This window comes from Lacticaseibacillus salsurivasis (genome assembly GCF_036246225.1).
Lineage (GTDB): Bacteria > Bacillota > Bacilli > Lactobacillales > Lactobacillaceae > Lacticaseibacillus > Lacticaseibacillus salsurivasis.
Genome location: NZ_BTTP01000003.1, coordinates 187,891 through 211,939 on the forward strand (window position 1 = coordinate 187,891; position 24,049 = coordinate 211,939).

Sequence of the window (24,049 nt, forward strand, 5' to 3'; positions counted from 1 at the left end):
TTTGCCTGACCAGAATGAAAACGGCCTTGTCAGTTTCATTTTTCTTTTCAGCGTGTTAAACTGACATCAGAAAAGAGGGATTCTATGCGCTACGTAGCAACTTTAGTCTGGGGCGTGATTTTAGGTCAGGTCGTCGGCTTTCTGGTCAGTGCCTTGAGCGGTGGGACATACGATCCCAAGATGGCTGGCATCACGTCAATTTTGTTTGTCATCATCCTCTTCGCCTTGCCGCCAATCATGAAACACTTTGATAGCACTGCCACTGATAAAAAAGCGAATTAAGCTTCGAACCCCGCTGAAAAGCGAGGTTTTTTTGAATCAAAAATCGGGGCGATGACCATGCCGTCATCACCCCGATTTTTCAATTACTTGGTCATATAGATAAACAATTCACTGGCTGAGAAACCAACGTCAAACTTCACCCCATTGCTGGTGATGGTTTTGATCGTGGTCTGCGAGCCGTTTTGGTCCTTAATGGCTTTTTGGAACTGAGTGCCGACTTTTTGGGCATCGGCGCCTAAGGCATTGGCCAACAGCCCAAATTCAATGCCGAACTGATTGTCCTTCTGCGAGCCTTTTAAGGCCTTCACTGGGGCAGACAAGGTGGCAGAAAGCAATTCACCATCTTGGACATTCACTCGCATCGTGCTCGAAGTGGTTTTAACCACTTGCTTAAGCCCCTCCACCTTGGCTGGCAGCTGCTGGTCTTTCACGTCAGCCTTGGCCTTGGTCAGAGCCGCCTGAAATTCTTGTTGCTGCTTGAGCAGGGCTTGCTGCTGAGCAGGGGTCATGGCGGCAATCTGCGCTTGGGTTGGCGTACCTTGCTTTTGCGCTGCCTGCATGGCCTTTAAAGTGTCTGCCGGCACCGCCGTCATCACTAAGGCCTGATTGTATTGGTCGGCAACCACGCTGTAAGTACCAATGGCGGTCGCTGCTTTGATTTTTGTCGTAGCTGTCTGACCGTTCGCCTTCAGGGTCACGGTTTGAGCTTTGGTGCTCATTGGGAGGGTCACAACATATTTACCGTTGTGTACCTTCACTGAACCGGTTTTGGTGGGCGCTTTGTAGCTCACCGTTTTACCGGATGCATCCCCTTTGATCACCGCGACCATCCCCGAGTTATTGTAAACCGGTTTGGTCGTGGTTAACTTATTCCCACAACCGGCTAACACAGCGGTCAGCCCGAGCGCGAGGAGTGTCGTTTTGAACTTTTTCATGAGCAACCATCCTTTTATTTATTTCTCTGAATAGCCTACGCTGGCCCCGCCCAAAGCACAAGGAAAAAGTGACTAGTTGTCACATTTTAAGCCTGAATCGTAAAGTTTTGATTGGCCGAAGCTGTTATTTCTGGATGTTCCTGCAAGTAATCGGCAATCAGTTCGGTCATATCTTTTTGATTTTCGCGGACAATTTTAGCCGGGGAAAACATGGCATAATTGCCACCGCCAGCGGCTCGATACGAGTTCATGGTCACCTCATAAGTGCCGGCTGCGACCACCGGCTGACCGTGATACAGCAGCTGAGTGACGCGCTGACCGACTGGCTGGCGAATATCCAGCGTATAGGTGATGCCTTCGTACATATCGTAGTTGTAAAGCTGAGGTTTCGGCTTGAGGAAGCGCGGCGTCACCACCAGTTGGCCATCATCGAGACTGAAGAACTCCGCCACCTGCTCCAGCGCTGCTTTCAGGTCCGCCCCGGAGAGCTTCAGCACCGCCAAGGTATTGGGATAGATGTAGTTGGTGACCACATCTCGCATCGTAATCTCTGAGGCAAAACCCGTGCCTTCGTTGTTAAACAACGCCGTACCGGCAATGTCGGTGCCGGTGGCGGCCATTTGCACGCGATTGATGAATTCGATGTAGGCGGACTCCTTAATCCGCGCCGCGGCCGGATCGGCGATGGTCATATCGCCTTTCACATGGCCAAGGGGCGAATCCAGCCAGTCTTCTGTCGCCGTTTGCACCGCGGCCACACTATTAACGACCGCCGCATCAGCCGGTTGGTCGCCAGTCGGGGCCAAGGCCGCCGTCCCGCTGCCTGCTACCACTTGATAACCGGTACTGGTGGCAGTCAGCTCCAGCGTGATCACGCCAACGTCTTGGCCTCGATAACCTGGTTGCGTCACCGGCACCCCATTGACCACCGCCGCAATTTCGCGATGTTGATGGCCGGTCACCAGCGCATCAATCCCGGGAATCTGGGTCAATTCATAGCCGACATTTTCGCCAGTTAGCCGCTCGGTCGGTTCCCCTGTCTTCAGGTCACGTTCGAAGCCGCCGTGATATGCCACCACCACCACATCGGCGAGTTCCCGCAGCCGGGGCACCCACTGGCGAGCAGTTTCTACCACGTCGTTAAAGGCGAGGCCCGCAATATGCGCTAGGCCTTCCCAGTGCGGGATATAACTGGTGGTCAGCCCCAGCACCGCGATTTTGACGCCGGCCTTCTCAAAGATTTGATACGGCGCGCCAAACGCTGGCTCGTCGCCAGCCAGAATATTGGCGCACAGTACTGGGTAATTCAGCGTCTTAATCGCGGTGCTCAAATAATCCCGGCCATAGTTGAACTCATGGTTGCCGATAATTCCGGCATCATAGCCGACCGCGTTATAGGCCGCAGTTTCCAACGCTGGCTGGTGCTTGACGCGTGCGGCATAATAAGCCAGCGAAGAGCCTTGCAGGTAGTCGCCATTTTCAATGGTCAGCACTGGGCCAGCCGCCACCTGCCGCAGCTGGTCAAGGGTGCTTTTGGCCTTGGCTAAGGAAAAGGGTAAATCTTGATTGCGTTTGACATAATTCGTGGGCAACACAAAGCCATGCGTGTCACTGGTCGACAGAATCGTTAATTTCATCGCGTTTAGGCCTTCTTCTTCGGGGCTTCAGGCGTGACCATTTTGACCATCGCCTCCACCAGCATTTTTTGCAGGACGGCATTGATGGCCAAATCGACCATCGCGCTTTGCACATTCAGGGTGTCCTGCTTGTTGATCTTGTTAATCATGACTTCGCCGCTGAAGCTGGAATTGGCCTGCTGAATCGCGGTGATGAAGCCGAGGATGAACGAATCAAACGCTTGTTGCTTCTCACGGCCTTGCAGCTGGTAATCAATGCCGGCAGCGATGGTGTCGAGCGCAAACACCGGCTTTAAAATCGCAATCATCAAAATGTTGGCGACTTGGCCTTTTTGGTACTTTTTCTTGATCGGCGGGGTAATCACGCCTTTTTTGACATAGTTATTCACCATCGTGGCGGTCAGCTCGCCCAGCCCCAGCGGCTGGACAATATCATTGACGAACTGCACGACCTGGTCCATGTACAAATCAAACTGTGGCAAATCCGTCCACCGTGGTAAATCGACCTGCTGCAATTGTTTGAGATATGCCGAATACGCTTCTTCTTCAGCCATGTTGCTCCTCCTTGTTCAGTTGGCATGTGATCTTGCTTCCCCACCATTATAACATGCCACCTGGTTTTAAAGTCTAGGTCTGGCCAATCCATAAAAAAAGTGCTGATCAACTTGATCAACACTTTCATGAGTGATTACGCTTTTGCGTCTTCGCTCTTCTTAACCACTTGGGCACCCTTGTAGAAGCCCTTAGGTGAAACGTGATGTGAAACGCGGTATTCGCCGGTCGCTGCGTCGAACTGCAAGTTAGGCACATTCAACTTGATATGACCGCGGCGCATACGCTTCTTGGTTTTTGAAGTCCTGCGTGCTGGAACTGCCATGAGCGGAAAACCCCTTTTGTTTTAGATTTCTTACCTACTATACCGAACCCAGCGGAAAATGCAAGCCGCTGGCCGATGCCTTGGATAGCTTTTTGCTATCACAGCATGACTTATGATACTAGAAAACAGGCGTCAAGGCAAGACCTTAACAGCTAAAAATTGTGTGCGCGTTCCCCCATGGCAAAATAACAGCCATCCGGAACGGGAAACCCAAACGCGCGTGCCAGCAGCATCGACAATCGGCATAGCGTCTTCGATGCAAGCATGGGCGGCCTCAAGGTCACTGACCAAGAACATGGGCGACGGTCGATTATTTACCGCTGCCGGCGGCTACTTTTGCTCGAAGGCGGTGCACTTAATCAGCCTTGTTTGCTGCATCACCGACCGGCTGGCTGGTAAACGTCAACGCGGCATCCTTCACGCCAATTTCGACGGTGCTATCCGGCATAATCGTGCCGGCAATCAACTGCTTGGCCAGCGGCGTTTCGATAGCTGTGGTGATCAGGCGCTGCAGCGGCCGGGCGCCATAGGCAGGCTCGTAGCCTTTATGCGCCAGCCATTCCTGGGCCGCTGGGGTCACCGTCAGCTGGATATTTTGATCCGCCAGCCGCTTACTAAGTTGAGCCAGATCCTTGACGGCAATTTTTTCGACATCGGCTAAGCGCAGCGGATTGAACATGATGATGTCATCGATTCGGTTCAAGAACTCAGGCTTGAAGTGCGTCCGCACTTGGGCCAGTACGGCCTGATGCGCGGCTTCGGTGATGGTGCCGTCATCAGCCATGCCATCCAGCAAGGCTTCAGAGCCAAGATTGGAGGTCATGATGATAATCGTGTTTTTGAAATCAACGGTGCGTCCTTGGCTATCGGTTAACCGGCCGTCATCCAAGACCTGCAGCAAAATGTTGAAGACGTCAGGATGCGCCTTTTCGATTTCGTCCAGCAAGACAATCGTGTACGGATTGCGCCGCACGGCTTCGGTCAACTGGCCGCCTTCTTCGTAGCCCACATAACCTGGCGCAGCACCGACCAGCCGGGAAACCGAAATCTTGTCCATGTATTCGGACATATCGATGCGCACCATATGCTTTTCAGAATCAAAGAGATCTTCCGCCAACGATTTGGCCAGCTCTGTTTTCCCGACCCCAGTGGGGCCAAGGAACAGAAAACTCCCCAGCGGCCGGCTAGGATCCTGCAGCCCGGCACGCGAGCGCAGCACCGCATCTGCCACCGCATCGACGGCCTCATCTTGGCCAATCACGCGTTGATGGAGTTTCTCTGGCAAATGCAGGAGCTTCTGACGGTCGCCTTCGACCAGTTTGGCCACCGGAATGCCGGTTTGGCGTGAAATCACCGCGGCGATTTCGTTTTCGGTGACCGATTCTTGGACGAGCCAACTGTCAGGCCGATCTGTGGATTCCAGTTGCTGAAGCTCTTTTTCCAGTTCTGGAATCGTGCCATGCTGCAGGCGCGCCGCCGCTTCCAAATCATAACGACTCTGGGCGTCCTCCAGATCATGTTTGGCCTTGTCGATTTCGGCTTTCTTCTCGTTCAACTGGTTGATATCTTGCTTTTCCGCATCCCACTGAGCCTTGAGCTTGTTGGTTTCTTCCTTCAAGTTTGCCAAGTCGGCTTGCGCTTGCGCTAGGCGTTTTTGACTAGCCGGATCGGTTTCTTTCTTCAACGCTTGGGCTTCGATTTCCAGCTGCATTTGCTTGCGCTCCGCCACATCCAGCTCTGTCGGCCGCGAATTCATCTCGACATTGATGTTCGCCGAGGCTTCGTCAATCAGATCAATCGCCTTGTCCGGCAAATACCGGTCAGTGATGTAACGGTTGGACAACGTGGCGGCCGCAACCAAGGCCGAATCGTGAATGCGCACGCCATGGAAGATTTCAAAGCGCTCCTTGAGCCCCCGCAAAATCGAAATCGTATCTGCCACCGTTGGCTCCTGCACCAGCACCCGCTGGAAGCGGCGTTCCAAAGCCTTATCTTTTTCGATGTTTTCACGATATTCATCTAAGGTGGTGGCCCCAATCAAATGCAATTCACCGCGCGCCAGCATGGGCTTCAAGAGGTTGCCGGCATCCATCGCCCCTTCGGCCTTCCCCGCCCCGACGATGGTGTGAATTTCGTCAATGAACAGCAGAATTTGGCCTTCACTTTTTTTAACTTCGTTGAGCACTGCCTTAAAGCGCTCTTCAAAATCGCCGCGGTACTTCGCGCCAGCCAGCAAACTACCCATATCAAGCGAGACAATAGATTTGTTCTTCAAGTTATCAGGCACATCATTGCGGACAATCCGCTGGGCCAGCCCTTCGACAATGGCAGTTTTGCCGACCCCTGGCTCCCCAATCAGCACTGGATTGTTCTTGGTTTTCCGCGACAAAATCCGAATCACATCGCGAATTTCGTCATCCCGGCCAATGATGGGATCCATTTTGCCAGAGCGCGCTTCCTTCACTAAGTCCGTGCCGTACTTTTGCAGCGCCTTGTAGTTGTTCTCGGCGGTTTTACTCGTCACCTTGGCGCCGCCGCGGGCCTTGTCGACCACTTGCCGGAACTTTTTGGCGGTGACGCCTTGATCCGTCAGGTACTTGGTGAGGACGTTATACGGCTGATCAAATAAGGCCAGCAACACATCTTCGGTGGCGATGAACTCGTCGCCCAGCTGACCTTTCACCTTATCGGCATCTTGAAAGAGTTGGTAGAGGTTCTGGCTCATGTTCTGGCCATATGCGGACGCACCTTCGACGACTGGCGCCTGATCAATCGCCTGGTCAATCACAGCATTCAGTCCGTCGAGGTTGATGCCAGCGTCTTGGAACAGCTGGGCACCAAAGTCGTTTGGCTGGACCATGCTTTTAATTAATTCCGGAATATCAATTTCTTGGTGATGCCGCACTTGGGCAATTTGCTGCGCCGCTGCCACGGCTTCGGTGACGGCTTGGGTTAAATTATCTGGGTTCATATTGTGGCCTCCTGATCAAACGTTTATGTCGCTTTCAGTGTAACAATCAGGCTAAATGCCGTAAAGGTCAAAAATGGTCAAAACAGCAAAATCAGTCTTTAGCCTGAGCTTCCTCTTTAGTCTAGTCAACTGCTGACTGGCAAGGCAATGAAAACCGCCTAGCGCAATTGCGGTTGCGCCCGCAGGTTTTGGTGGTGGCTAGGGCGGCAGAGGGGCGCGGCGGTCCAGCAGCGAAACGAAAAAAAGGGCGAGACTGCGCTTTTGGCAGGCTCACCCTTTTTTCGGGGACAATCTGGAGACTCGGGGGCGAGCGTAGCGAGTCGAGGCTCCAGATTGAGGACCGAGACCTTGGCTCGGCCCGGCCCCGCAGCCGGCCCACTGTGCCCCGGCGCCGCCCCAGCCAAGCCCGCGGACGCCAAAAAAGAACCAGCATCCGAATGGACACTGGCAACCACATTAACCCTGTGAATCTTCAGTTGGCGCTTTAGCCGCGGCCAACTCCTTTTGCAAAGCCGTTACTTGGGCAGTTAAATCAGCAGTCGCTTCTTTAACCGCCTTGGCTTGCGCTTCCGCCGCGCCGGCCTCAGCAGCTTGGGCGGACTTGAGCTCTTTTTTCATCTTTGAAAGCCCGGTGGTGGACACCAAGAACGTAATCACGGCGCCGATGATCACCGACACCACAATCACGACAATCAGCGGCCAGGTGAACTGGGCGCCGAAGAAATTCACGTCGACCCCTTGGCCATTGAGCACGGCAAAAATGATCAAAACCAATGCCAGCACCAGGCCGACAATTAACCGTTGTTGATTTTTCATGAGCGATTCTCCTATTTTTGATTAAACAATCCGCCGGCCAGAAAATCGCCGACATGAGGCGCCAAGTCATAGAACTTCGCGGCCGCCGCCATCACCCAAGGGGCGTTAATTTCGCGCACTGGGCGGTGGAAGCTCCAGACAATCCGCTGGGCCAACTTGACTGGATCCAAGACGATGAAGTTCACCCGTTTGAGGTAGTCATTGGCCTGCGCCACGGTGAAGAAGTCGGTGTTGATGGGACCGGGGTTAACTGTCGTCACCCGCACGCCGAACGGTTTGAGTTCTAGGCGCAACCCGTTACTATAGCCCACCACGGCAAACTTGGTAGCTGAGTAAATGGCTGACTTTGGCGTGGCCATTTTGCCTGCCATCGACGCGATGTTGATGATATGCCCATGATGCTGGTCAATCATCTCGCGGCCAATTAACTGGGTCATGTACAGCATTCCCAGCACATTCACTCGAAACATTTTTTCAGTAGTGGCCATGGGCGTTGCCAAGGCGTCTTCAAAGTGGCCAAAACCCGCCGCGTTAACCAGGACATCCACCGGCCCGACGTCGCGTTTGATGCGCGCGACCACAGCTTCAATCGCCACTGGATCAGCCACATCGCAGACAAAAGCGAAAGCCGGCTGGCCAGATAAGGCCGTGGCTTCGGCTTGCGCCGCCACTAAGCGGTCCTTACGCCGGGCCAAGAAGACCACGGTGGCGCCTTGTTTGGCTGCTTCGAGGCCAATGGCGCGGCCAAGACCGCTGGAGCCGCCAGTTACCACTACCGTTTGATTAGCTAAGCGTTTCATTGTTCGGGCCTCCTTGGGCAAAAGGGATTGGAATTTCGTCAAAATCATGCACCAGCCGCGTCGCCGGGAAAATCTGCTGCGCTGTCGTTTGCAGCATCAGGGCATTTTTCCCTAAGTAACGCGCCGATATATGCGTCAACAGCAGCTGCTTGGCATGGGCGCCTTTCGCCAGGCGCGCCGCCTGAATATTCGTGGAATGATAATATTGGCGAGCCAGCGATGCTTCTTCTGGGCCAAAGGTGGCTTCATGCACAATCGCATCGGCATCTTGCGCGATTGGCAATTCCCGGTCGGTACTGCGCGTATCGCCAAAAATCGCCACAATACGCCCCGGCTTGGCGGCGCCGATAAAGTCGTGGCCGTCAAACTGGCGCCCGTCTGGTAAGGTGATGGTTTCGCCAGCCTTGAGTTTGGCGTACAGCGGGCCTTCAGGAATTTTAGCGGCGCGCACCTGATCGATGAGCAACTCACCAGGATGCGGTTTTTCTTCCACCCGAAAGCCGAAGCTGTTAATGCGGTGATTGAGCAGGCCAAAACTGACCTTGAAAGTTTGATCTTCAAACAGAACGCCAGGATTTTTCAGAATGACGAACTTGAGCTGATAAGGCAACCGGGTCTGACTCACCTGCAAACTGGTGCGCACATAGCGGTCGATGCCTTCCGGGCCATAAATTGTCAGCGGCGCCTCACCCCCTTGATTAGCGCGGCTGGCCAAAAAGCCTGGTAGGCCGAAAAGGTGATCGCCATGGAGGTGCGTGATAAAAATTTTGGTCACTTTGCGCGGGCGAATCGTGGTTTTCAAGATCTGATGCTGAGTGCCTTCGCCGCAATCAAAAAGCCAGACCTCATTGCGCTCATCCAGTAGCTTCAACGCAGTGCTGGTCACATTGCGGGTTTTCGATGGCGAACCGGCGCCAGTGCCTAAAAATAAAAGTTCCATGTCTGCTTCATCCTAACTATGGGTCCAAAAGTGTCGTTATCAGTTTAGCACAAGCGCGGAAGTCAGATAAGCCGCGTAATATTTGACCCCGACTTGGTTGGGATGAACCAGGTCATGATAAAACCAATCCTCATGCTTTTTGGCATAGCCATGCCAATCAATGATGGTCAAATTCGGGTAGTGCTTAGCTTCCTTGGCCAGCAATTGGTTGACCACGCCTTGCCACGGCCGCGTCGGCACTTGGACATTGACCCAATACACCTGCCGTTTCGGGCCAATGGCTTGCATCATTGCCGCCAAGTCGCTGGCCCGAAACGAGCCATTCGTCCCTAAGGCAATCAAAACCTTATCCGCCAGCAAGCCTTGGCGGGCATAATCCTTAACCAAAGGAATAGTATCGACCATTTGCCGGGCCACTTTGCCATCGATAAAGGCATTCGGCATGAGCTGCATCAACGTCGGCCGGGCCCCTAGCAGTACGGAATCGCCAATCGCGGTGACCGTCACATGCTGAGCGGCTTGCAGCGCCGTTTGGGTGATGCCAAACCGTTCAAAACTGGCGTTCACCCCTAGCTGATCAGCAGTCGCACTGGTAGATTGGCTCGACGGCTGAGCCTGGCTGGAAGCCTGCGCTTTAATGGCGTTTTTGGCGCGCCTTTCATCGGCCTTGCGCTGCGCCTTGGTTTCCTCGCTCGCCTTCAGGTGCACTTCTTCGGGCGCCGCCGCTTGCGGCTTGACGAAAGGTGCCTGCACCAAAGCGGCCACCCCCAGCAGCGCGATCGCGAGCCCTGTCAGCAGTTTGACTTGCTTGAAGCGGAAGTGGTGCTGCCGAAACAGTTGCCACTGGTGGCGCAGATGCGCCTGTGCCTGACCCCAAGTGAACTGGCGCGCTGGCTTTTCAATGAAATGATAGGAAAGCTCGCTGAGCAGCACGATAATCGCACACTCAATCACCGGATACAAAAGCGGATGGTCGGCGATGTTGCGAAAGCGATTCTCCCAGAAAATCATTACGGGGAACTGGTAAATATACAAACCATAGCTCCGAGTGCCAATCCAGTGGAATAGCGGATTAGACAGCAGGCGCCCCCACAGCGTGGCAGGTGACGCCACCACCGCGGTCAAAAGCAGCGCCAGAACAGTGAACAGAAACATGCCGCCCTGATACAAAAAGGCACTTTCAGCATTCATAAAGAAAATGCTGAGCCCCATCCCCAACACGGCAAGCGTCCCGACCCCATCGAGCAGCCAGCGGCCAGTACTTGGCAAATGACTAGCCAGTTTAGCGCTCGGCCAGGCAAAGGCGAGGCTCGTGCCCAGTAGCAAAGCAAAAATGCGGGTATCCGTGCCGTAATAAAGCCGACTAGGATCCGCACCGGCCGGCTGCAGGTGAAACAAAACCGCCATCCAGCCGGCACTGATCAACGCCAGCGTCAACACAGCAGCGAAGCGCTGCCGATTTTTCGGGAGTACCTTGAGGACGACCCACAACAAAAGTGGCAGGAGCAGATAAAACTGCCCTTCAATCGACAAGGTCCACAAGTGGGTAAAGGGCGATTCATTTTGGGCAAAGCGCTGAAAATAAGACTGGCCATGCGCAATTTGCCACCAGTTATAAACCAGCGCCAAGTTTGCCAGCACAATTTTGTGCAAGTCAACGAGTAAATCACGGGCAAATAAACCGATGTAAGCACTAGCCGCTAGTAGCACCGTCAAAAGTGCTGGGTACAGCCGTTTGATGCGCTTCAGCCAAAACCTGCGCACCGCAAAGCGGCCTGTTTGGGCGTGTGCCCGCAACAGTCCGTCAGTGATCAGATACCCCGAGATGACAAAGAAAATCAAAACCCCCAAGTAGCCGCCTTGAAATAAGTCTGGCCGCAAATGGTACAAAATCACGCCTAACACTCCGAGGGTTCTCAGGCCATCAAAGCCGCCAATGTACCGGCGTTGCCCGCTTGCTTCCATGATATCCCCGCCTATTGTTCAAGCCTGTCAATCCATTTAGTTATTCAACAAATTCAAAGGTGAAATCATCGATGGCCACCAAATCGCCGGTTTGCGCGCCGGCTTCCCGTAGCGCATCATCAACGCCGAGACTCCGCAGCTGCCGGGCAAACCGTAAGGCCCCATCATCATGATCCAAATTAGCCATTTTGAATAAGCGCTCGACTTTGGTGCCGCCTAAAATAAAGGTGCCATCTGCATCGCGCGTCACAGTGACTGCCTGCTCTTCTGGTTTGTAAATATAATCCGCCTGTTCCGCCGTGGCCTTCGGGGTGAAGACCGGCGCCGAAGCTAAGGCTTTGGCGGTGTCTTGCATCAGTGGCTTGACCCCATCGTGCGTGATGCTGGAGATGGCATAGATGTCCTTGGCCTGCACGCCTTCATCAAGCAAGGCTTGCTTAAAGGTCGCAAACCGCTCACTGGCGCCAGGTAAATCCATCTTGGTGGCGACCACGAGCTGCGGCCGCGCCAAAATCGTATCGTCGTAAGTCTCCAGCTCTTGCCGGATCTGATGGTAATCATCCAGCGGTTCGCGTCCATTTTCGGGATCCATTTCCACCAGATGCAAAATCACCCGGGTCCGCTCCACATGGCGCAGGAACTGGAAGCCCAACCCGACCCCAGTCGAGGCCCCTTCAATCAACCCTGGCAAATCGGCCATGACAAAATCGCTGCCGTCATCCAGTTGCACCATCCCCAAGTTTGGGGTTAAGGTCGTGAACTGATAAGCCGCAATCTTCGGCTTGGCGGAAGTCACCACCGACAGCAAGGTGGATTTACCCACTGACGGGAAGCCGACGAGCCCGACATCGGCCAGCACCTTGAGCTCCAAGGTGACATAGCGATGCTGACCTGGTTCGCCATTTTCCGCGATTTCTGGGGCCGTGTTTTTTGGCGACACAAAATGAACGTTGCCGCGCCCGCCACGCCCGCCTTTGGCCACCACGAGTTCCTGCCCGTTATGGGTGAGATCCCCGATTTGAGTATGGGTATCGGCATCGTAAACCGCAGTGCCGGCTGGGACTGCCAGGCGAATATCTTCCGCTTTGCGGCCATACATTTGCTTACCCTGCCCGTTGCCACCAGCTTTGGCATGAAAATGGCGTTGATAGCGAAAATCCATCAACGTGCGCAACCCTGGGTCCACATAAAGCACGATGCTGCCACCGTGGCCGCCATCGCCGCCGGCTGGCCCGCCAAACGGGACGAATTTTTCGTGGCGGAACGCCACCATCCCATCGCCGCCTTTACCGGCCTCAACTTCCACTGTCACCTGATCGACAAACATGTGCTCCTCCTTATACCGAACTGGCGCCAAGCGCCAACGCGAACGTCTACTACTAAACGTCAATCATACGGGTTCTGCCTCCAAAGTGCAATACAGCCAGGCTGCGAAGGTTGGCGGGCTTAGTGCGACGAGTAGCTTTTACCACTATATCAACCTGCGGGCACCAGCGCTCGTCACGCCGGGACTCGAAGCAGCGACTCGTTCACCGCCTGCATGACTTTCATTATCGTTATTATACCAATTTCTGTCCTATCCCATGCCGACGAGACCAAAAAAATAACGGCCTGCGCCGTTATTCGACCAAACTCAGGTCGTCACTATCTAAAATCGTAATTTGGCTGCGGCCAGTTTGCTTGATGAGGCCATCGCGCTCAAACGCCGCTAGCTTGCGGCTGACGGTTTCTGGGGTCGTGCCCAAGTACGCCGCCAAGTCCTTTTTCTGCAGCGGCAAGGTGAAATGAGCCTGGCCAAGCGCGGCGCTGGTTTCCACCAAGTAGCCAGCGAGGCGTTCACTGACGCTGGCCACATTGGCAGCCGTCGTTTGGGCCTCTAACTGCACCACGCGTTCACCGAGGCTATTGAGCATGTTCAGCGCTAGCGCTGGGGTCTTTTTTAACAACTGCTGGAAGTCCTGACGACTAATGGTGCACGCCACCACCTGCGTTAAGGCCACGCCGCTGGTGGTGCGCTCGCTCGGGGTGAACAGGACGGCCTCGCCATCAAACTCACCTGGCCCCAGTACGCGCAATAATTGCTCCCGGCCACTGGCCAGGGTTTGGGTGACTTTGACTTGACCATGGGCAATGATCATCAAAGCATCCGCCGCGGTCCCTGCCGCAAACAGCGTCTCGCCGGCGGCATACTGCCGGTCGCGCACCAGTTTAGCCACTTGAGCCACATCGTTTGGGTCAAGCGCCTGAAAAATTGGCACCAGCCGCACACAATCTTCTGCTTCGTGTTGATGCATCTTACCCACCTCGCTTTTACCTATAGTATACGCCATCTAGCAACGAACCCACTTGATTTGCATCAAGTTAGCAGCTGAAAAAAAAAGGACCCCGCAGGCTGTCCAGGCACCGCGGAGTCGATTTGATTTGGCTGACGACTATAGTGTAACGGCCAGCTGCCTTGGCGAGGGGTTAATTTTCAAAGTAAATGCGGTCATTTTGGTGATACCGCTTGTACGCTGCCCGATAGGCACTCGGGGTTAACCCCTTCCAGCGTTTGAAATTCCGGGCTAAGCTCCGGGAATTGCCGAAGCCACTGGCCATCGCCACGTACTCAATCGGTTTGTTAGAGGTGAGAAGCAGCTCCCGCGCTTTCATCAACCGCACCTCTTGCAGATATTGATTCGGCGATTGCTTCAGCGTGGCCTGAAACTGGTTGCCTAAGGTGGTGACCGAGGTGTGTAGCTGGGCCGCCAGTTGACTGATTTTGACCGGCTCGGCATATTGCTGATCGATCAGCGCCATAGCTTCATCCACCAGGGGCGCATTGACGCGCACCACCGGCGTGGCCTTCACCGCGGTGAAATGCGTGGCCAGCAGCGCCAGCATTTGGTAAAACGCACTCAGCGCCTCCAGCCGGCTCACCGGCGTCAGAGGTGCCGTCATCGGTTTGGCCAACGCGGCAAAGGCCGCCTGCAAAGCCGCATAAGCCGGCGCCGGAGGCTCAGGTGGCCCTTGCAAGGTAAAGTGCCAGTTGACGCTATCAGGCAACACGGATTCCAAAAATGTCGGATCGATGATGATGCCATATTCTTGCACGGGCACACCGCCGCTTTGCGAGGCGTGCACCACCCGCGAGTCGACGGTCCACATGGCGCCAGCGTGAAAAATCGACGTGACGCCATTTTGAACGACTGTCAACGGTCCGCCAGACACCAGCCAATTCAGCTCTAAACCGCGGTGCCAATGCGGCGCAATGGCCGTCTTATGTGGATCTTTGGCATAGAACTTGAACGGCAAACTCGGTGTCAACTGCACCATTTCGTGTTTGATGGTCACCATCATGCTCACCTCTAAGAATTAAAGGGTGGCTTCCTCAAATTTGAACCCGCTCCAAGGCTTCAGGTAACTCAAGAGGAACGCCTCATCAGGGTGAAGGTGGCCAATCACATTCACCCGCCCATCATTGGGCATGTCTTGCAAAGCAATTTGGGTTTCCCCTTTGTATTGGCCAAAGCCCTCGTTATCAATCAGCACATCCCCGCGCGTAATCGGCTTGGTGTTGTGCGCCGGGAAGTCGCGATCCCGGTACTTCACCCGCGTCATGGTGCTACGCAGCAGATATTCGCTACGATCACCGCGATAGCTGTGATCATTGTCAAAAATCACGGTGTGCTCCAAAGGCGTCATGTCCGCTGCTGGCACCACTTTAATCACGGGGTAAGCAGCGAAGAAGGCGTCATGTGCCGCCTTTAATTCGGCTTCACTGGCATAAGCATTAGCAATAATGACATCATTAATGGTATCCATCAACTGATAGTGCTTCACTTGCGTCTCCACTGGCAAGTTCCGGTGCGATTCCAGCGTGCACAGGCCATCTTGGGTTGGCCAAGGGCCGAAGGTGGCAGCCTGTGACGTAATGAAAGCCGCCGTGTTCAAACGGTACTGGGTGTAAAGCGCCGTGGCTTGCTCAAAGAACGCCTGACCCAAACCGGAGAAGCGATGCGGATAGAAATTATGCGACCCCAGTAAGTTATTGCGATCAGGTGAAAACGCCATAATGTTGTCGATGTAGTGGGTGCCTTGTGACATGTTGACTTCAATCTTCAGGCCATAAGGATTACGCGTCATCCGGGCTTCTTCGGCGCCGGTGAAGCCTTCATCCAGGCGCACGCCCCAGGCCCCAAGGTCGTGGAAGAACGCCAAGTTGTCGTAAGTCACCCCGAGCTGCTTGAACAGTGCCGGGTTGATGTCGACCATCACTTCCATGCCGAGTGCATTGGCATGGTTGATGACCTTCTTGAAATTGTTCACCACTGCGTCTTGGTCGCCTTTGATTTCAAGTAGCGAGGTGAAGACGCGCTTGAATTTGTATTGCGCCGCTAAATCCAAGTATGCGGCATCTTTTTCATAAGTCGATCGTTCTGGATAAACTGAAACGCCTAGTTTTCCCATGAGTATCGTCCCCCTTTTCGAATCTAGTTTACCATTTTGGACCATACCAATGAAAGGGCTTCCCACAAATTTGTGGGAACAATTTTAGTGTGACGGCTTGTGACCGTACATTGACGATAATTTGAATGTTTTTGACCGTTATGTATTGCTTTTGACCGTTTGACGAGTATACTAAGCGCTGTGAGGTGAAGAAAATGCTTACAGAAGAACGCCATCGCTACATTCAAGCGCTGCTAACCCGCCAATCAGTGGTCAAATCCCAAGCCCTGATGGCGGCTTTAGACGCTTCTGAGTCGACCATCCGCCGCGACCTCGCCGATATGGAAAGTGCCGGCCAGCTTCGGCGCATTCATGGTGGCGCTGAACGCATCGATGCCAGCTTGGTGGAACTCAGCGTCCAAGAAAAAGCCACGCAGGCCCTGCTGGAAAAGCAGCAGATCGCCCAAGCCGCGGTGAAATTGCTGAAGCCGCACCAAACGATTTTTCTTGATGCTGGCACTAGCACGGCGCAAATGATTCCCCTGCTTGCTGAGCGGGAAGTCACGGTCGTCACCACTGGCGTTGATAATGCCAGTCAGCTTGCGGATTACGGCATCGCCACCCGCCTGCTGGGTGGCAGCGTGAAACCAACGACCAAGGCGCTGATTGGGGCCACCACCGTGCAACAAATGGAAGCCTGCCGCTTTGACTTTGCTTTCATCGGCGCGAACGGGGTGCACCTGAAGTATGGGCTGACCACACCGGATCAGGAAGAAGCCGCGGTGAAAGCTGCTGCAATCAGGCAGGCCAAAACGGCCGTGATTTTGGCTGACCCGACCAAATTCGGCCAGGTCAGTTTCGCCCGCTTTGCCCCGATTTCGGCTGGCATCATTCTCACCACGGCTTTAGGTGACATTGCCACCTACTATGAAGATCAAACCAATATCAAGGAGGTTCATGCATGATTTACTCGATTACGCTCAACCCGTCAATCGATTACGTGATTGCCCTGCCTGACCTTGAACTGGGGCGGGTTAACCACCTCAGTTCAGCGGTGATGCTACCAGGCGGCAAAGGCATTAACGTCAGTCGCATTTTGAAGGCGTTGGGTATTGCCAGCACCGCGCTGGGCTTTAGCGGCGGCTTCACTGGCGCGTTCATTGAGGACCAGCTGGCGCAGCTGCAAGTCGCACATCACCTGACCACCACCGCGGCAGCCACGCGCCTGAACGTTAAGCTACATGCGCAAAGCGAAACTGAGCTTAACGCAGCTGGGCCGCAGATTACGGCGGCCGAAGTCGCAGCCTTCACCTCTGACCTCAAAGCCCGCCTGCAACCTGGGGATGTCGTGATTATGGCTGGCAGCCTCCCGCAAGGTTTGCCGACAAGTTTCTACCGCGACCTCATTCCGATGATTCATGCGGCCGAAGCTGAGTTTGTCATTGACACCACTGGCCAAGCGCTACTCGACACGCTGCCTGATCATCCCCTCGTCGTCAAACCGAATCACCATGAACTGGCCGCCTTATTCGGGGATGACGAATACACAGATCTGCAGCAAGTGGTCACTGCTGGGCGCAAGTTGCTGAAGCTCGGCGCGCAGCATGTCCTGGTTTCCATGGCTGGCAAAGGCGCGCTGATGATCACCGCCGAGCATGCCTACCATGGCACCGTTGCTCCGGGTCAAGTGATCAACTCGGTGGGCGCCGGCGACTCGATGCTCGCCGGTTTCACCGGTACCTTGATGCAAACCGGCGATGCGCAAGCCGCGTTTAAAGCCGGCATCGCCTGCGGCAGTGCCACTGCCTTTTCCCAAGACTTAGCCACCAAGGCTAAAATCGCTGAAGTTGCCGCCACCATCACAATGGAGGAAATCTAAATGGATATTCGTGACTTACTACTCAAAAATGTCATGATCATGGACCTCAAGGCCACCACCAAGGCGGCGGCCATCACCGAAATGGTCACCAAGTACGCTGATGAAGGCATTATCGATGATGCCAAACTCTATCAAGCCGACATTGAAAAGCGTGAAGCAGAGTCTACCACCGGCATCGGGGATGGTATCGCCATGCCCCATGCCAAAGACAAAGCCGTTCAACGCGCCACGGTGCTGTTTGCCAAAAGTGCCGCCGGCGTCGACTTTAATGCCTTAGATGGCCAGCCGGTGCACCTGTTCTTCATGATTGCCGCTCCCGAAGGTGCCAACAACACCCACCTGCAAGCCTTAGCCGCATTGTCGTCGCTGCTGATCAACCCGAAGCTGGTGGCTGCCCTCAAAGAAGCAACTACCCCAGATGAAGTCTTGCAACTCTTTGCTGATGCCCAAGCGGCCAAGGAAGCCAAAGAAGCTGAAGAGGCAGCCGCCGAAGCTGCTGCGGCCCCAGCCGCGGTTGAAACCACGCCAGCAGAAAAGCCGTTTATCGTCGCGGTCACCGCCTGCCCCACTGGCATTGCCCATACTTACATGGCTGAAGCCGCCCTTAAGGAACAAGCCGAGAAAATGGGCGTCGCCATCAAAGTCGAAACCAACGGCTCTGAGGGCGTGAAGCACCTCCTAACCAAAGCCGACATCGCCAAGGCAGTTGGCGTCATCATCGCTGCCGACAAGAAAGTCGACATGCCGCGCTTTGACGGTAAGCATCTAATCAACCGCCCGGTCATCGACGGCATCAAGAAGCCGGAAGAATTAATCAACGACACCTTGGCGGAAAAAGGCCCGATTTTCCACGCTGAAGGCGGCGCGCAAAGCGACGCGGATGATGACGAAAAGAAGAGTACCTGGAGCAGGATTTATGCCGACCTGATGAACGGTGTTTCCAACATGCTGCCTTTCGTGGTCGGCGGTGGGATCATCATGGCGCTGTCCTTCATCTTTGAAAATGCGTTTGGCGCCCAGTCTGGTTGGTTCACTTTCACCAATAACTTAGGGAACTACGCCTTTTCCTTCTTGGTACCAGTCTTGGCTGCTTACATCGCCGTATCAATCGGTGATCGTCCAGCCTTGATGCCTGGGTTTGTCGGCGGTTACATGGCCACCTTGGCTTCCGCTTCAATTGTCAAAGCACAAAATCCGGCTGGGTTTATCGGCGGCCTGGCCGCAGGGTTTATCGCCGGCTGGATGATTGTCGGCCTCAAGAAACTCTTCGCTAAAGTCCCACGCTCGCTGGATGGCTTGAAGACCATTTTGTTCTACCCAGTCATTGGCTTAGCCTTGATCGGCCTGATCATGTTCTTCATTGTTAATCCGATTTTTGCCTTCTTGAATGGCGCGCTGATTGCCTGGCTTGAAGGGATGGGCACTGGTAACGCCGTCGTCGTCGGCGTGATTTTGGCGGCGATGATGAGCATTGACATGGGCGGTCCCTTCAACAAAGCGGCTTACACCTTTGCCATTGGGATTTACCAGGCTTCTGGCTTCAAAGACGGCCGCTGGATGGCTGCCGTCATGATTGGTGGGATGATTCCGCCGCTGGCCATTGCCTTGGCCGCAACCTTGTTCCCGCAAAAATTCACCAAAACGGAACATAGCTCCGCCATGTCCAACTATGTCTTGGGCCTGACCTTTATCACTGAAGGCGCCATTCCCTTCGCCGCCACCGATCCACTGCACATCATTGGGAGCTCGGTCATTGGCTCCGCGATTGCCGGCGGCTTGACGCAAGTCTTCAAGGTCAACGTACCAGCGCCCCACGGCGGTATCGTGGCCTTAGCGCTAACGGATCAAAAACTAGGCTTCATCGTCTCGCTAATTGTCGGCACCGTTATTGCCGGTCTCATCCTCGGCCTCTGGCGGCCAAAAGCAAAAGAAGCTTAACGTTCCCTTTGTCCCTCACTGCTGCGGCAGTGAGGGATTTTTCTGTACCCTGGCGCGGGTGTTTGTCCTCGGTGCGGCCTGCGCGCCCGCCCCTGCCCAACAAAAAGGGCCCGCTGTCACTGGCAGCGGACCCACTCGTTTAATTAGAGCAACCCCAATACCCCGGCCAGTAACAGACTGGCGGCAATCAACGCTAGGCAGTGAGCTGGCTTTGGTGCAACTCGGTCATAAGCACGGTCCTGATCGACTTGATGCTGTCTGCTTGGATGATTCGGCATCGCCATCATGATCATCACTCTTTTCGTTTTATAATTTAAATCTCATTTTAATATCATCATAATAACATGGTTGCCAGAGAAACGAAAGCAGCAAAAAACGCGACTGCATGCAGTCGCGCTAGATTACAGCGATAGTTTAATGGCCTGCGCCACGGCTTTGGACACGCCGGCCGCTTGCAAATCTTCCATGGAAGCGGCTTTGATGCCATTCATCGTTTTGAACTTGCGCAGCAGCTTGGAACGGGTTTTGGGCCCCACCCCTTGAATGGTTTCCAAGCGCGACGCCAACGAATTCTTGTTGCGCAGCTGGCGGTGGAACGTGATCGCGAAGCGATGCACTTCCTCTTGAATCCGTTCCAGCAAATAAAACCCTTGGGACTTCGGATCCAAATCAATCGGCGCGTCAAAATCGCCATAGAGCAAGCGGGCGGTTTTATGCTTATCATTCTTCACCATCCCCGCCACGGGAATCGCCAAGTTTAACTCGTTTTCCAGCACGTCCTTGACGGCATTCATCTGGATTTCGCCCCCATCCATCAGAATCAAATCCGGCATCGCGGCATGCTCCTTCAACAGCCGACTGTAGCGTCGCCTAATCACTTCATAGGTGTTGGCCACTTCATCCGCGCTGTGTTCGTTTTCTGCTTCGGCCAGCTTGTATTTGCGGTAATTCGTTTTCTCGGGCCGGCCATCGACGAATTGCACCATGGCAGACACTGGGTTGGTACCTTGGATGTGGCTATGGTCGAAGGCCTCAATCACATGCCCCGGCGCTAAGCCGAGAGCGGCAAAAATCTCGTTTTGGGCGCCGACCGTGGTGCGGTTATCCAGCTCCAGCAAACGAAACTTTTCATCCAACTTGATTTTCGCGTTTTTGGCCGCCAATTCCATCAAGGCCCGCTTTTCCCCGCGTTGCGGCGTCCGCACTGGCACTTCAAGCACTTGCTCTAGGACATCGTTATCAAGGCCACTGGGCACGAGAATTTCCTTAGGTTTGACGTTGTTCTTGCGATCATAGAACTGCAAAATAAAGGTTTCAAATTCTTCTTCGGCCGTGGTGGCAATCGGAAATAGCCGCGATTCCCGCTTCATCAGCCGCGCTTGGCGAATGAAGAAAATCTGAATCGAAATCCAGCCTTTGTCCATGTAGAAGTTGAAGACATCACGCTGGGTGCGGTCGGTGGAAATGATTTTTTGCTTTTCTACCGTGACTTCGATGTAGTGCAGCTGATCACGGAGCTCTGCGGCACGTTCAAATTCAAGCTTCTTGGCCGCGTTTTCCATCTTTTGCGTCAGCTCTTGCTTCACCCGGCCGGTGTTACCATCCAAAAAGCTGCGAATCTTGGCAATTTGGGCGGCATACTCTTCCTCTGGTACCGTCCGCCAGCAAGCGCCGAGACACTGGCCCATGTGATAATACAGGCACGGCCGGCCTTGGAAACCATTGCAGCGGCGCAGCGGATAGACTTTTTGCAGGAAGTGAATGGTTTCTTGCGCGGCATAGACATTAGGATATGGGCCAAAATAATAGGCGCCGTCTTTCTTGACGTCACCGGTGAGCTCCAACTTGGGATCACGTTCATTGGTGATTTTGATGTAGGGATAACCGGTACCTTTTTTTAGCTTAATGTTGTAGTACGGCTGCCACTTTTGAATCAAAGTAATTTCAAGCAAAAAAGCTTCCTTATCGCTGGAAGTGACAATGTAGTCGAAGTCAGCAATTTCCGCCACCAGCCGTGCGGTTTTACCATCGTGACTGCTTTTGAAATACGAGCGCACCCGATTTTTTAGATTCTTGGCTTTCCCGACATAAATAATCTTGCCATTGATATTTTTCATTTGGTAACAGCCCGGCTCATCTGGCAGCAAGGCTAGCTTATGTTCAATGTGTTCAGACGCCATTCTATCACCTCATTTATTGTTTACAAAACAAACGTTCGCTTACTATTCTAATATTCACTGCGGCATAACGCAACTCAGACGCCGGCATGGTATCATAGCCTTAGTCGTTGATAGAGGATGAGAATCGTGCAAAAACACCGGAAGCGGCCGAACGCCGCGATTAAAAAACGCCAAACCCGCAGCGCAAAAGCCGCTGAATTGGCCAATCTCAAGCACCAGCTTGACCATAATTTAATTGGCCGAACGCCGCGGCGCCGGCCCAGATAATTGACCACTGCCTAGCACTAGTGGTCTTTTCTTTTGCCTGCGCTTTCCGTATACTGGTTAAGTTTGGCGGAGGTAATTATGAAAGAATTTATGGCACTGAACAACAACTTAAAATTACGGATGCTGACGGTCTTCTTGGCCGTCATGCTGTCGAGCTCAATTGGCCCTAACATGACGATTTACTACGCCAAATATTTTGGCGCCGGTTTGACCGGCGTGCTGCTCATTATCGTATCGGTCATGGGCTTCATTGCCGGCCTGTACGGTGGGCATCTCGCCGATGTGCACGGTCGCAAACCCATCATGGTGCTGGGGACAATTTTGACGTTGGCTGGGTTTGCCTTAGCGGCGGTGATGAATTCTCCGCTGGGGCACTTTCCCATGCCAACCTTTTTCGCCTTTTTGATTGCGCAAGTCGGGGCCAACCTCTCTAGCCCAGCCGAAGAAGCCATGGTCATTGATGTTTCAACGCCGCAAAATCGGCGCTACGTCTATGCCCTCATTTACTGGATCATCAATATTTCCGTGATGATTGGCGCCGCGTTAGGCGGGTGGTTCTTCCGGGATTATCTCTTTGAACTGCTGATTGGCATGGGCGTGGTCACCATCATCAACCTGATCATCATCTGGTTCTTCATGTCCGAAAGTTTCACTCCGGATCATGCTGTCTCTGGTTCGGTGTGGCAGGCGGTGCGCGGCTACTGGCAAGTCATAAGTGACCATCGCTACGACTGGTACCTCATCGGCATGGTACTCAGCGGCATGGTCACCAACCAGCTTGGTTTCTACCTTGCCGTGCATCTCGGCGCCGATTTTCACACGGTACACCTTTTCGGGCTGGAAATCTATGGCCAGCGCATGCTGTCTGGCATCACGCTGATCAACACCGCCATCATTATTCCCTTCATGTCACTCTTCACCCGATTGACCAGCAAATGGTCACTGCGCCGGGCCTACACGATTGGGATGGGCCTGCAGACGCTGGGGTTTGCCCTCACCTGCATGCTTAATACTCTGTGGCCAATTGTGATTTGCGCAGTGACTCTCACCATCGGGGAAATGGTCGTGGTGCCGCCGAGTCAAACCCTGCGCGCAGACTTGATGGATCCGGCCAAAATCGGGACTTACTCTGGCGCCTTTTCCGCGGTTTACCCATTGGCTTCGGTGCTGGCTGGGGCCACGGTCACCTTGTCGACGGCCATTGGCCAGTATGGCATGGCCATCCTGTTCTTACTGCTGGGCGGGTGCTCCATCGCGGCGGTGATCCATGTACTGAATTTACCCAAGGCAGCTTGGAATCAAAAAGATCCTGACTGACAAAATGTGAAGTGCAATAGAAAAGTTAGACAATTTAGATTTTGAATTAAGCAATCATGGTTTGTTCCCGGTACTCAACTGGGGTCAAGCCATTTTTGTTTCTCGAAATTCTGACATTGTTAAACCAATCCACATAACCGTTCACCAGCTTGCGCAGATCTGAGAGCGTGTTGATCTGATACCGATTCAAGCACTCACGTTTTAGGAGGTTGAAGAAGCTTTCGATGGGCGCATTATCGTGACAGTTACCTTTACGAGACATGCTCTGTGTAATGTTCATAGCCTTGAGACGTTGCTGGTAGTCCGCCATTTGATATTGCCACCCTTGATCAGAGTGAAGAGTTGGTGTGATACCTTCTTTAAGGTGATGCTCCAATTCATCAAGTGACGCTTGAATCAAAGCCTTATTGGGAGAAGCACTGACAATAGCCGCGATCACTTCACGGCTAGCTTCATCTGTGATTGAAGAGATATAGCCCCATTCGCCGTTGTACAGCCGTACCTGGGTCACATCAGTATGGAACACTGTGAGTGGTTGTGTGGTCTCAAACTTCTGATTCAAGATGTTAGGCGCAATGAGACCAACGTGACCTTTGTAGGAGTGATATTTGGAAGTATGTTTAGAGTAAATCAGACATTTCAATCCCATATCACTCATTAGACGTCTAATTGTTTCCTCGGCGTAGTGGTAGCCGACTTTGTCTGCTTCATCGTGAATTCGACGATACCCATAAGTCTCTTTCGAACCGAAAAAACACTTCTTGATGAAGGCTTTGACCTCGGCATACTTATCAGGCTTCTTATCACGCCTAAGCCG

The 24,049-nt window shown here is 53.7% G+C and carries 21 protein-coding genes; 5 read left to right on the forward strand and 16 right to left on the reverse strand.

Annotated features, from left to right (window positions below; translation table 11 throughout):
* Nucleotides 1-84 precede the first annotated feature (84 nt).
* Nucleotides 85-282, forward strand: a complete 198-nt coding sequence (locus AAA927_RS04390; protein ID WP_125581730.1) for a YjzD family protein — start codon at nucleotides 85-87, stop codon at nucleotides 280-282.
* An 83-nt stretch (nucleotides 283-365) separates the two neighbouring features.
* Here AAA927_RS04390 and AAA927_RS04395 read toward each other — a convergent pair whose 3' ends face one another.
* The 13 genes from AAA927_RS04395 to AAA927_RS04455 all read right to left on the reverse strand — a co-directional run bounded on the left by AAA927_RS04395 (nucleotide 366) and on the right by AAA927_RS04455 (nucleotide 15,672).
* Entirely contained in the window at nucleotides 366-1,217 is an 852-nt protein-coding gene (locus AAA927_RS04395; protein ID WP_338216094.1) for a hypothetical protein, read from the reverse strand.
* A gap of 86 nt (nucleotides 1,218-1,303) precedes the next feature.
* Nucleotides 1,304-2,854, reverse strand: a complete 1,551-nt coding sequence (locus AAA927_RS04400; protein ID WP_338216095.1) for a bifunctional metallophosphatase/5'-nucleotidase — start codon at nucleotides 2,852-2,854, stop codon at nucleotides 1,304-1,306.
* A 5-nt stretch (nucleotides 2,855-2,859) separates the two neighbouring features.
* The gene (locus AAA927_RS04405; RefSeq protein ID WP_338216097.1) at nucleotides 2,860-3,408 is read right to left on the reverse strand and encodes a DUF1836 domain-containing protein; all 549 of its coding nucleotides are present in this window, start codon (nucleotides 3,406-3,408) and stop codon (nucleotides 2,860-2,862) included.
* Nucleotides 3,409-3,542: 134 nt separating this feature from the next.
* Complete coding sequence (rpmF, locus tag AAA927_RS04410) at nucleotides 3,543-3,731, reverse strand: 50S ribosomal protein L32 (RefSeq protein WP_125581722.1); 189 nt, start codon at nucleotides 3,729-3,731, stop codon at nucleotides 3,543-3,545.
* 355 nt (nucleotides 3,732-4,086) lie between these two features.
* Entirely contained in the window at nucleotides 4,087-6,702 is a 2,616-nt protein-coding gene (clpB, locus tag AAA927_RS04415; protein WP_338216099.1) for an ATP-dependent chaperone ClpB, read from the reverse strand.
* Nucleotides 6,703-7,158: 456 nt separating this feature from the next.
* Entirely contained in the window at nucleotides 7,159-7,518 is a 360-nt protein-coding gene (locus AAA927_RS04420; RefSeq protein ID WP_338216101.1) for a lipopolysaccharide assembly protein LapA domain-containing protein, read from the reverse strand.
* An 11-nt stretch (nucleotides 7,519-7,529) separates the two neighbouring features.
* Nucleotides 7,530-8,318 (reverse strand): SDR family NAD(P)-dependent oxidoreductase, encoded by a 789-nt coding sequence (locus AAA927_RS04425; RefSeq protein WP_338216103.1) that lies wholly within the window; start codon nucleotides 8,316-8,318, stop codon nucleotides 7,530-7,532.
* Nucleotides 8,302-9,258 carry a ribonuclease Z gene (rnz, locus tag AAA927_RS04430; RefSeq protein ID WP_338216105.1) on the reverse strand — a complete coding sequence of 319 codons (957 nt, stop codon included), beginning with the start codon at nucleotides 9,256-9,258 and terminating at the stop codon, nucleotides 8,302-8,304. Before rnz ends, AAA927_RS04425 begins: the two co-directional genes overlap by 17 nt.
* Nucleotides 9,259-9,297: 39 nt before the next feature.
* The gene (locus AAA927_RS04435) at nucleotides 9,298-11,223 is read right to left on the reverse strand and encodes an acyltransferase family protein (protein ID WP_338216106.1); all 1,926 of its coding nucleotides are present in this window, start codon (nucleotides 11,221-11,223) and stop codon (nucleotides 9,298-9,300) included.
* Between the two features lie 40 nt (nucleotides 11,224-11,263).
* A complete protein-coding gene (gene obgE / locus AAA927_RS04440; RefSeq protein WP_338216109.1) occupies nucleotides 11,264-12,550 on the reverse strand; it encodes a GTPase ObgE in 1,287 nt (428 codons plus the stop codon).
* A 292-nt stretch (nucleotides 12,551-12,842) separates the two neighbouring features.
* A complete protein-coding gene (locus AAA927_RS04445) occupies nucleotides 12,843-13,517 on the reverse strand; it encodes a Crp/Fnr family transcriptional regulator (RefSeq protein ID WP_338216111.1) in 675 nt (224 codons plus the stop codon).
* 172 nt (nucleotides 13,518-13,689) lie between these two features.
* Complete coding sequence (locus AAA927_RS04450) at nucleotides 13,690-14,562, reverse strand: AraC family transcriptional regulator (protein ID WP_338216113.1); 873 nt, start codon at nucleotides 14,560-14,562, stop codon at nucleotides 13,690-13,692.
* Nucleotides 14,563-14,577: 15 nt separating this feature from the next.
* Complete coding sequence (locus AAA927_RS04455; protein WP_338216115.1) at nucleotides 14,578-15,672, reverse strand: DUF871 domain-containing protein; 1,095 nt, start codon at nucleotides 15,670-15,672, stop codon at nucleotides 14,578-14,580.
* 194 nt (nucleotides 15,673-15,866) lie between these two features.
* Between AAA927_RS04455 and AAA927_RS04460 the strand changes: the two genes are divergently transcribed.
* From AAA927_RS04460 to AAA927_RS04470, 3 genes are read left to right on the forward strand one after another with little or no spacing between them, the layout of a single operon-like run.
* Nucleotides 15,867-16,616: a DeoR/GlpR family DNA-binding transcription regulator gene (locus tag AAA927_RS04460; RefSeq protein ID WP_125581700.1), complete on the forward strand. Its 750-nt coding sequence runs from the start codon at nucleotides 15,867-15,869 to the stop codon at nucleotides 16,614-16,616.
* On the forward strand, nucleotides 16,613-17,530 hold the full coding sequence (gene pfkB / locus AAA927_RS04465) for a 1-phosphofructokinase (protein WP_338216118.1): 918 nt from the start codon (nucleotides 16,613-16,615) through the stop codon (nucleotides 17,528-17,530). Before AAA927_RS04460 ends, pfkB begins: the two co-directional genes overlap by 4 nt.
* A complete protein-coding gene (locus AAA927_RS04470; protein WP_338216119.1) occupies nucleotides 17,531-19,468 on the forward strand; it encodes a PTS fructose transporter subunit IIABC in 1,938 nt (645 codons plus the stop codon). It abuts the gene before it with no gap.
* Nucleotides 19,469-19,611: 143 nt separating this feature from the next.
* Here the strand turns inward: AAA927_RS04470 and AAA927_RS04475 are convergent, their stop codons facing one another.
* Nucleotides 19,612-19,755 (reverse strand): hypothetical protein, encoded by a 144-nt coding sequence (locus AAA927_RS04475; protein ID WP_338216120.1) that lies wholly within the window; start codon nucleotides 19,753-19,755, stop codon nucleotides 19,612-19,614.
* Between the two features lie 114 nt (nucleotides 19,756-19,869).
* Nucleotides 19,870-21,648, reverse strand: a complete 1,779-nt coding sequence (gene uvrC, locus AAA927_RS04480; protein WP_338216121.1) for an excinuclease ABC subunit UvrC — start codon at nucleotides 21,646-21,648, stop codon at nucleotides 19,870-19,872.
* 345 nt (nucleotides 21,649-21,993) lie between these two features.
* On the opposite strand from uvrC, the gene AAA927_RS04485 reads away from it, so the two are divergent.
* Nucleotides 21,994-23,232, forward strand: coding sequence for an MDR family MFS transporter (locus AAA927_RS04485; RefSeq protein ID WP_338216122.1), 1,239 nt, complete (start codon nucleotides 21,994-21,996; stop codon nucleotides 23,230-23,232).
* A 46-nt stretch (nucleotides 23,233-23,278) separates the two neighbouring features.
* Here the strand turns inward: AAA927_RS04485 and AAA927_RS04490 are convergent.
* Nucleotides 23,279-24,049: IS3 family transposase (locus AAA927_RS04490; RefSeq protein ID WP_338216123.1), on the reverse strand; the 771-nt coding region annotated here is incomplete at its 5' end.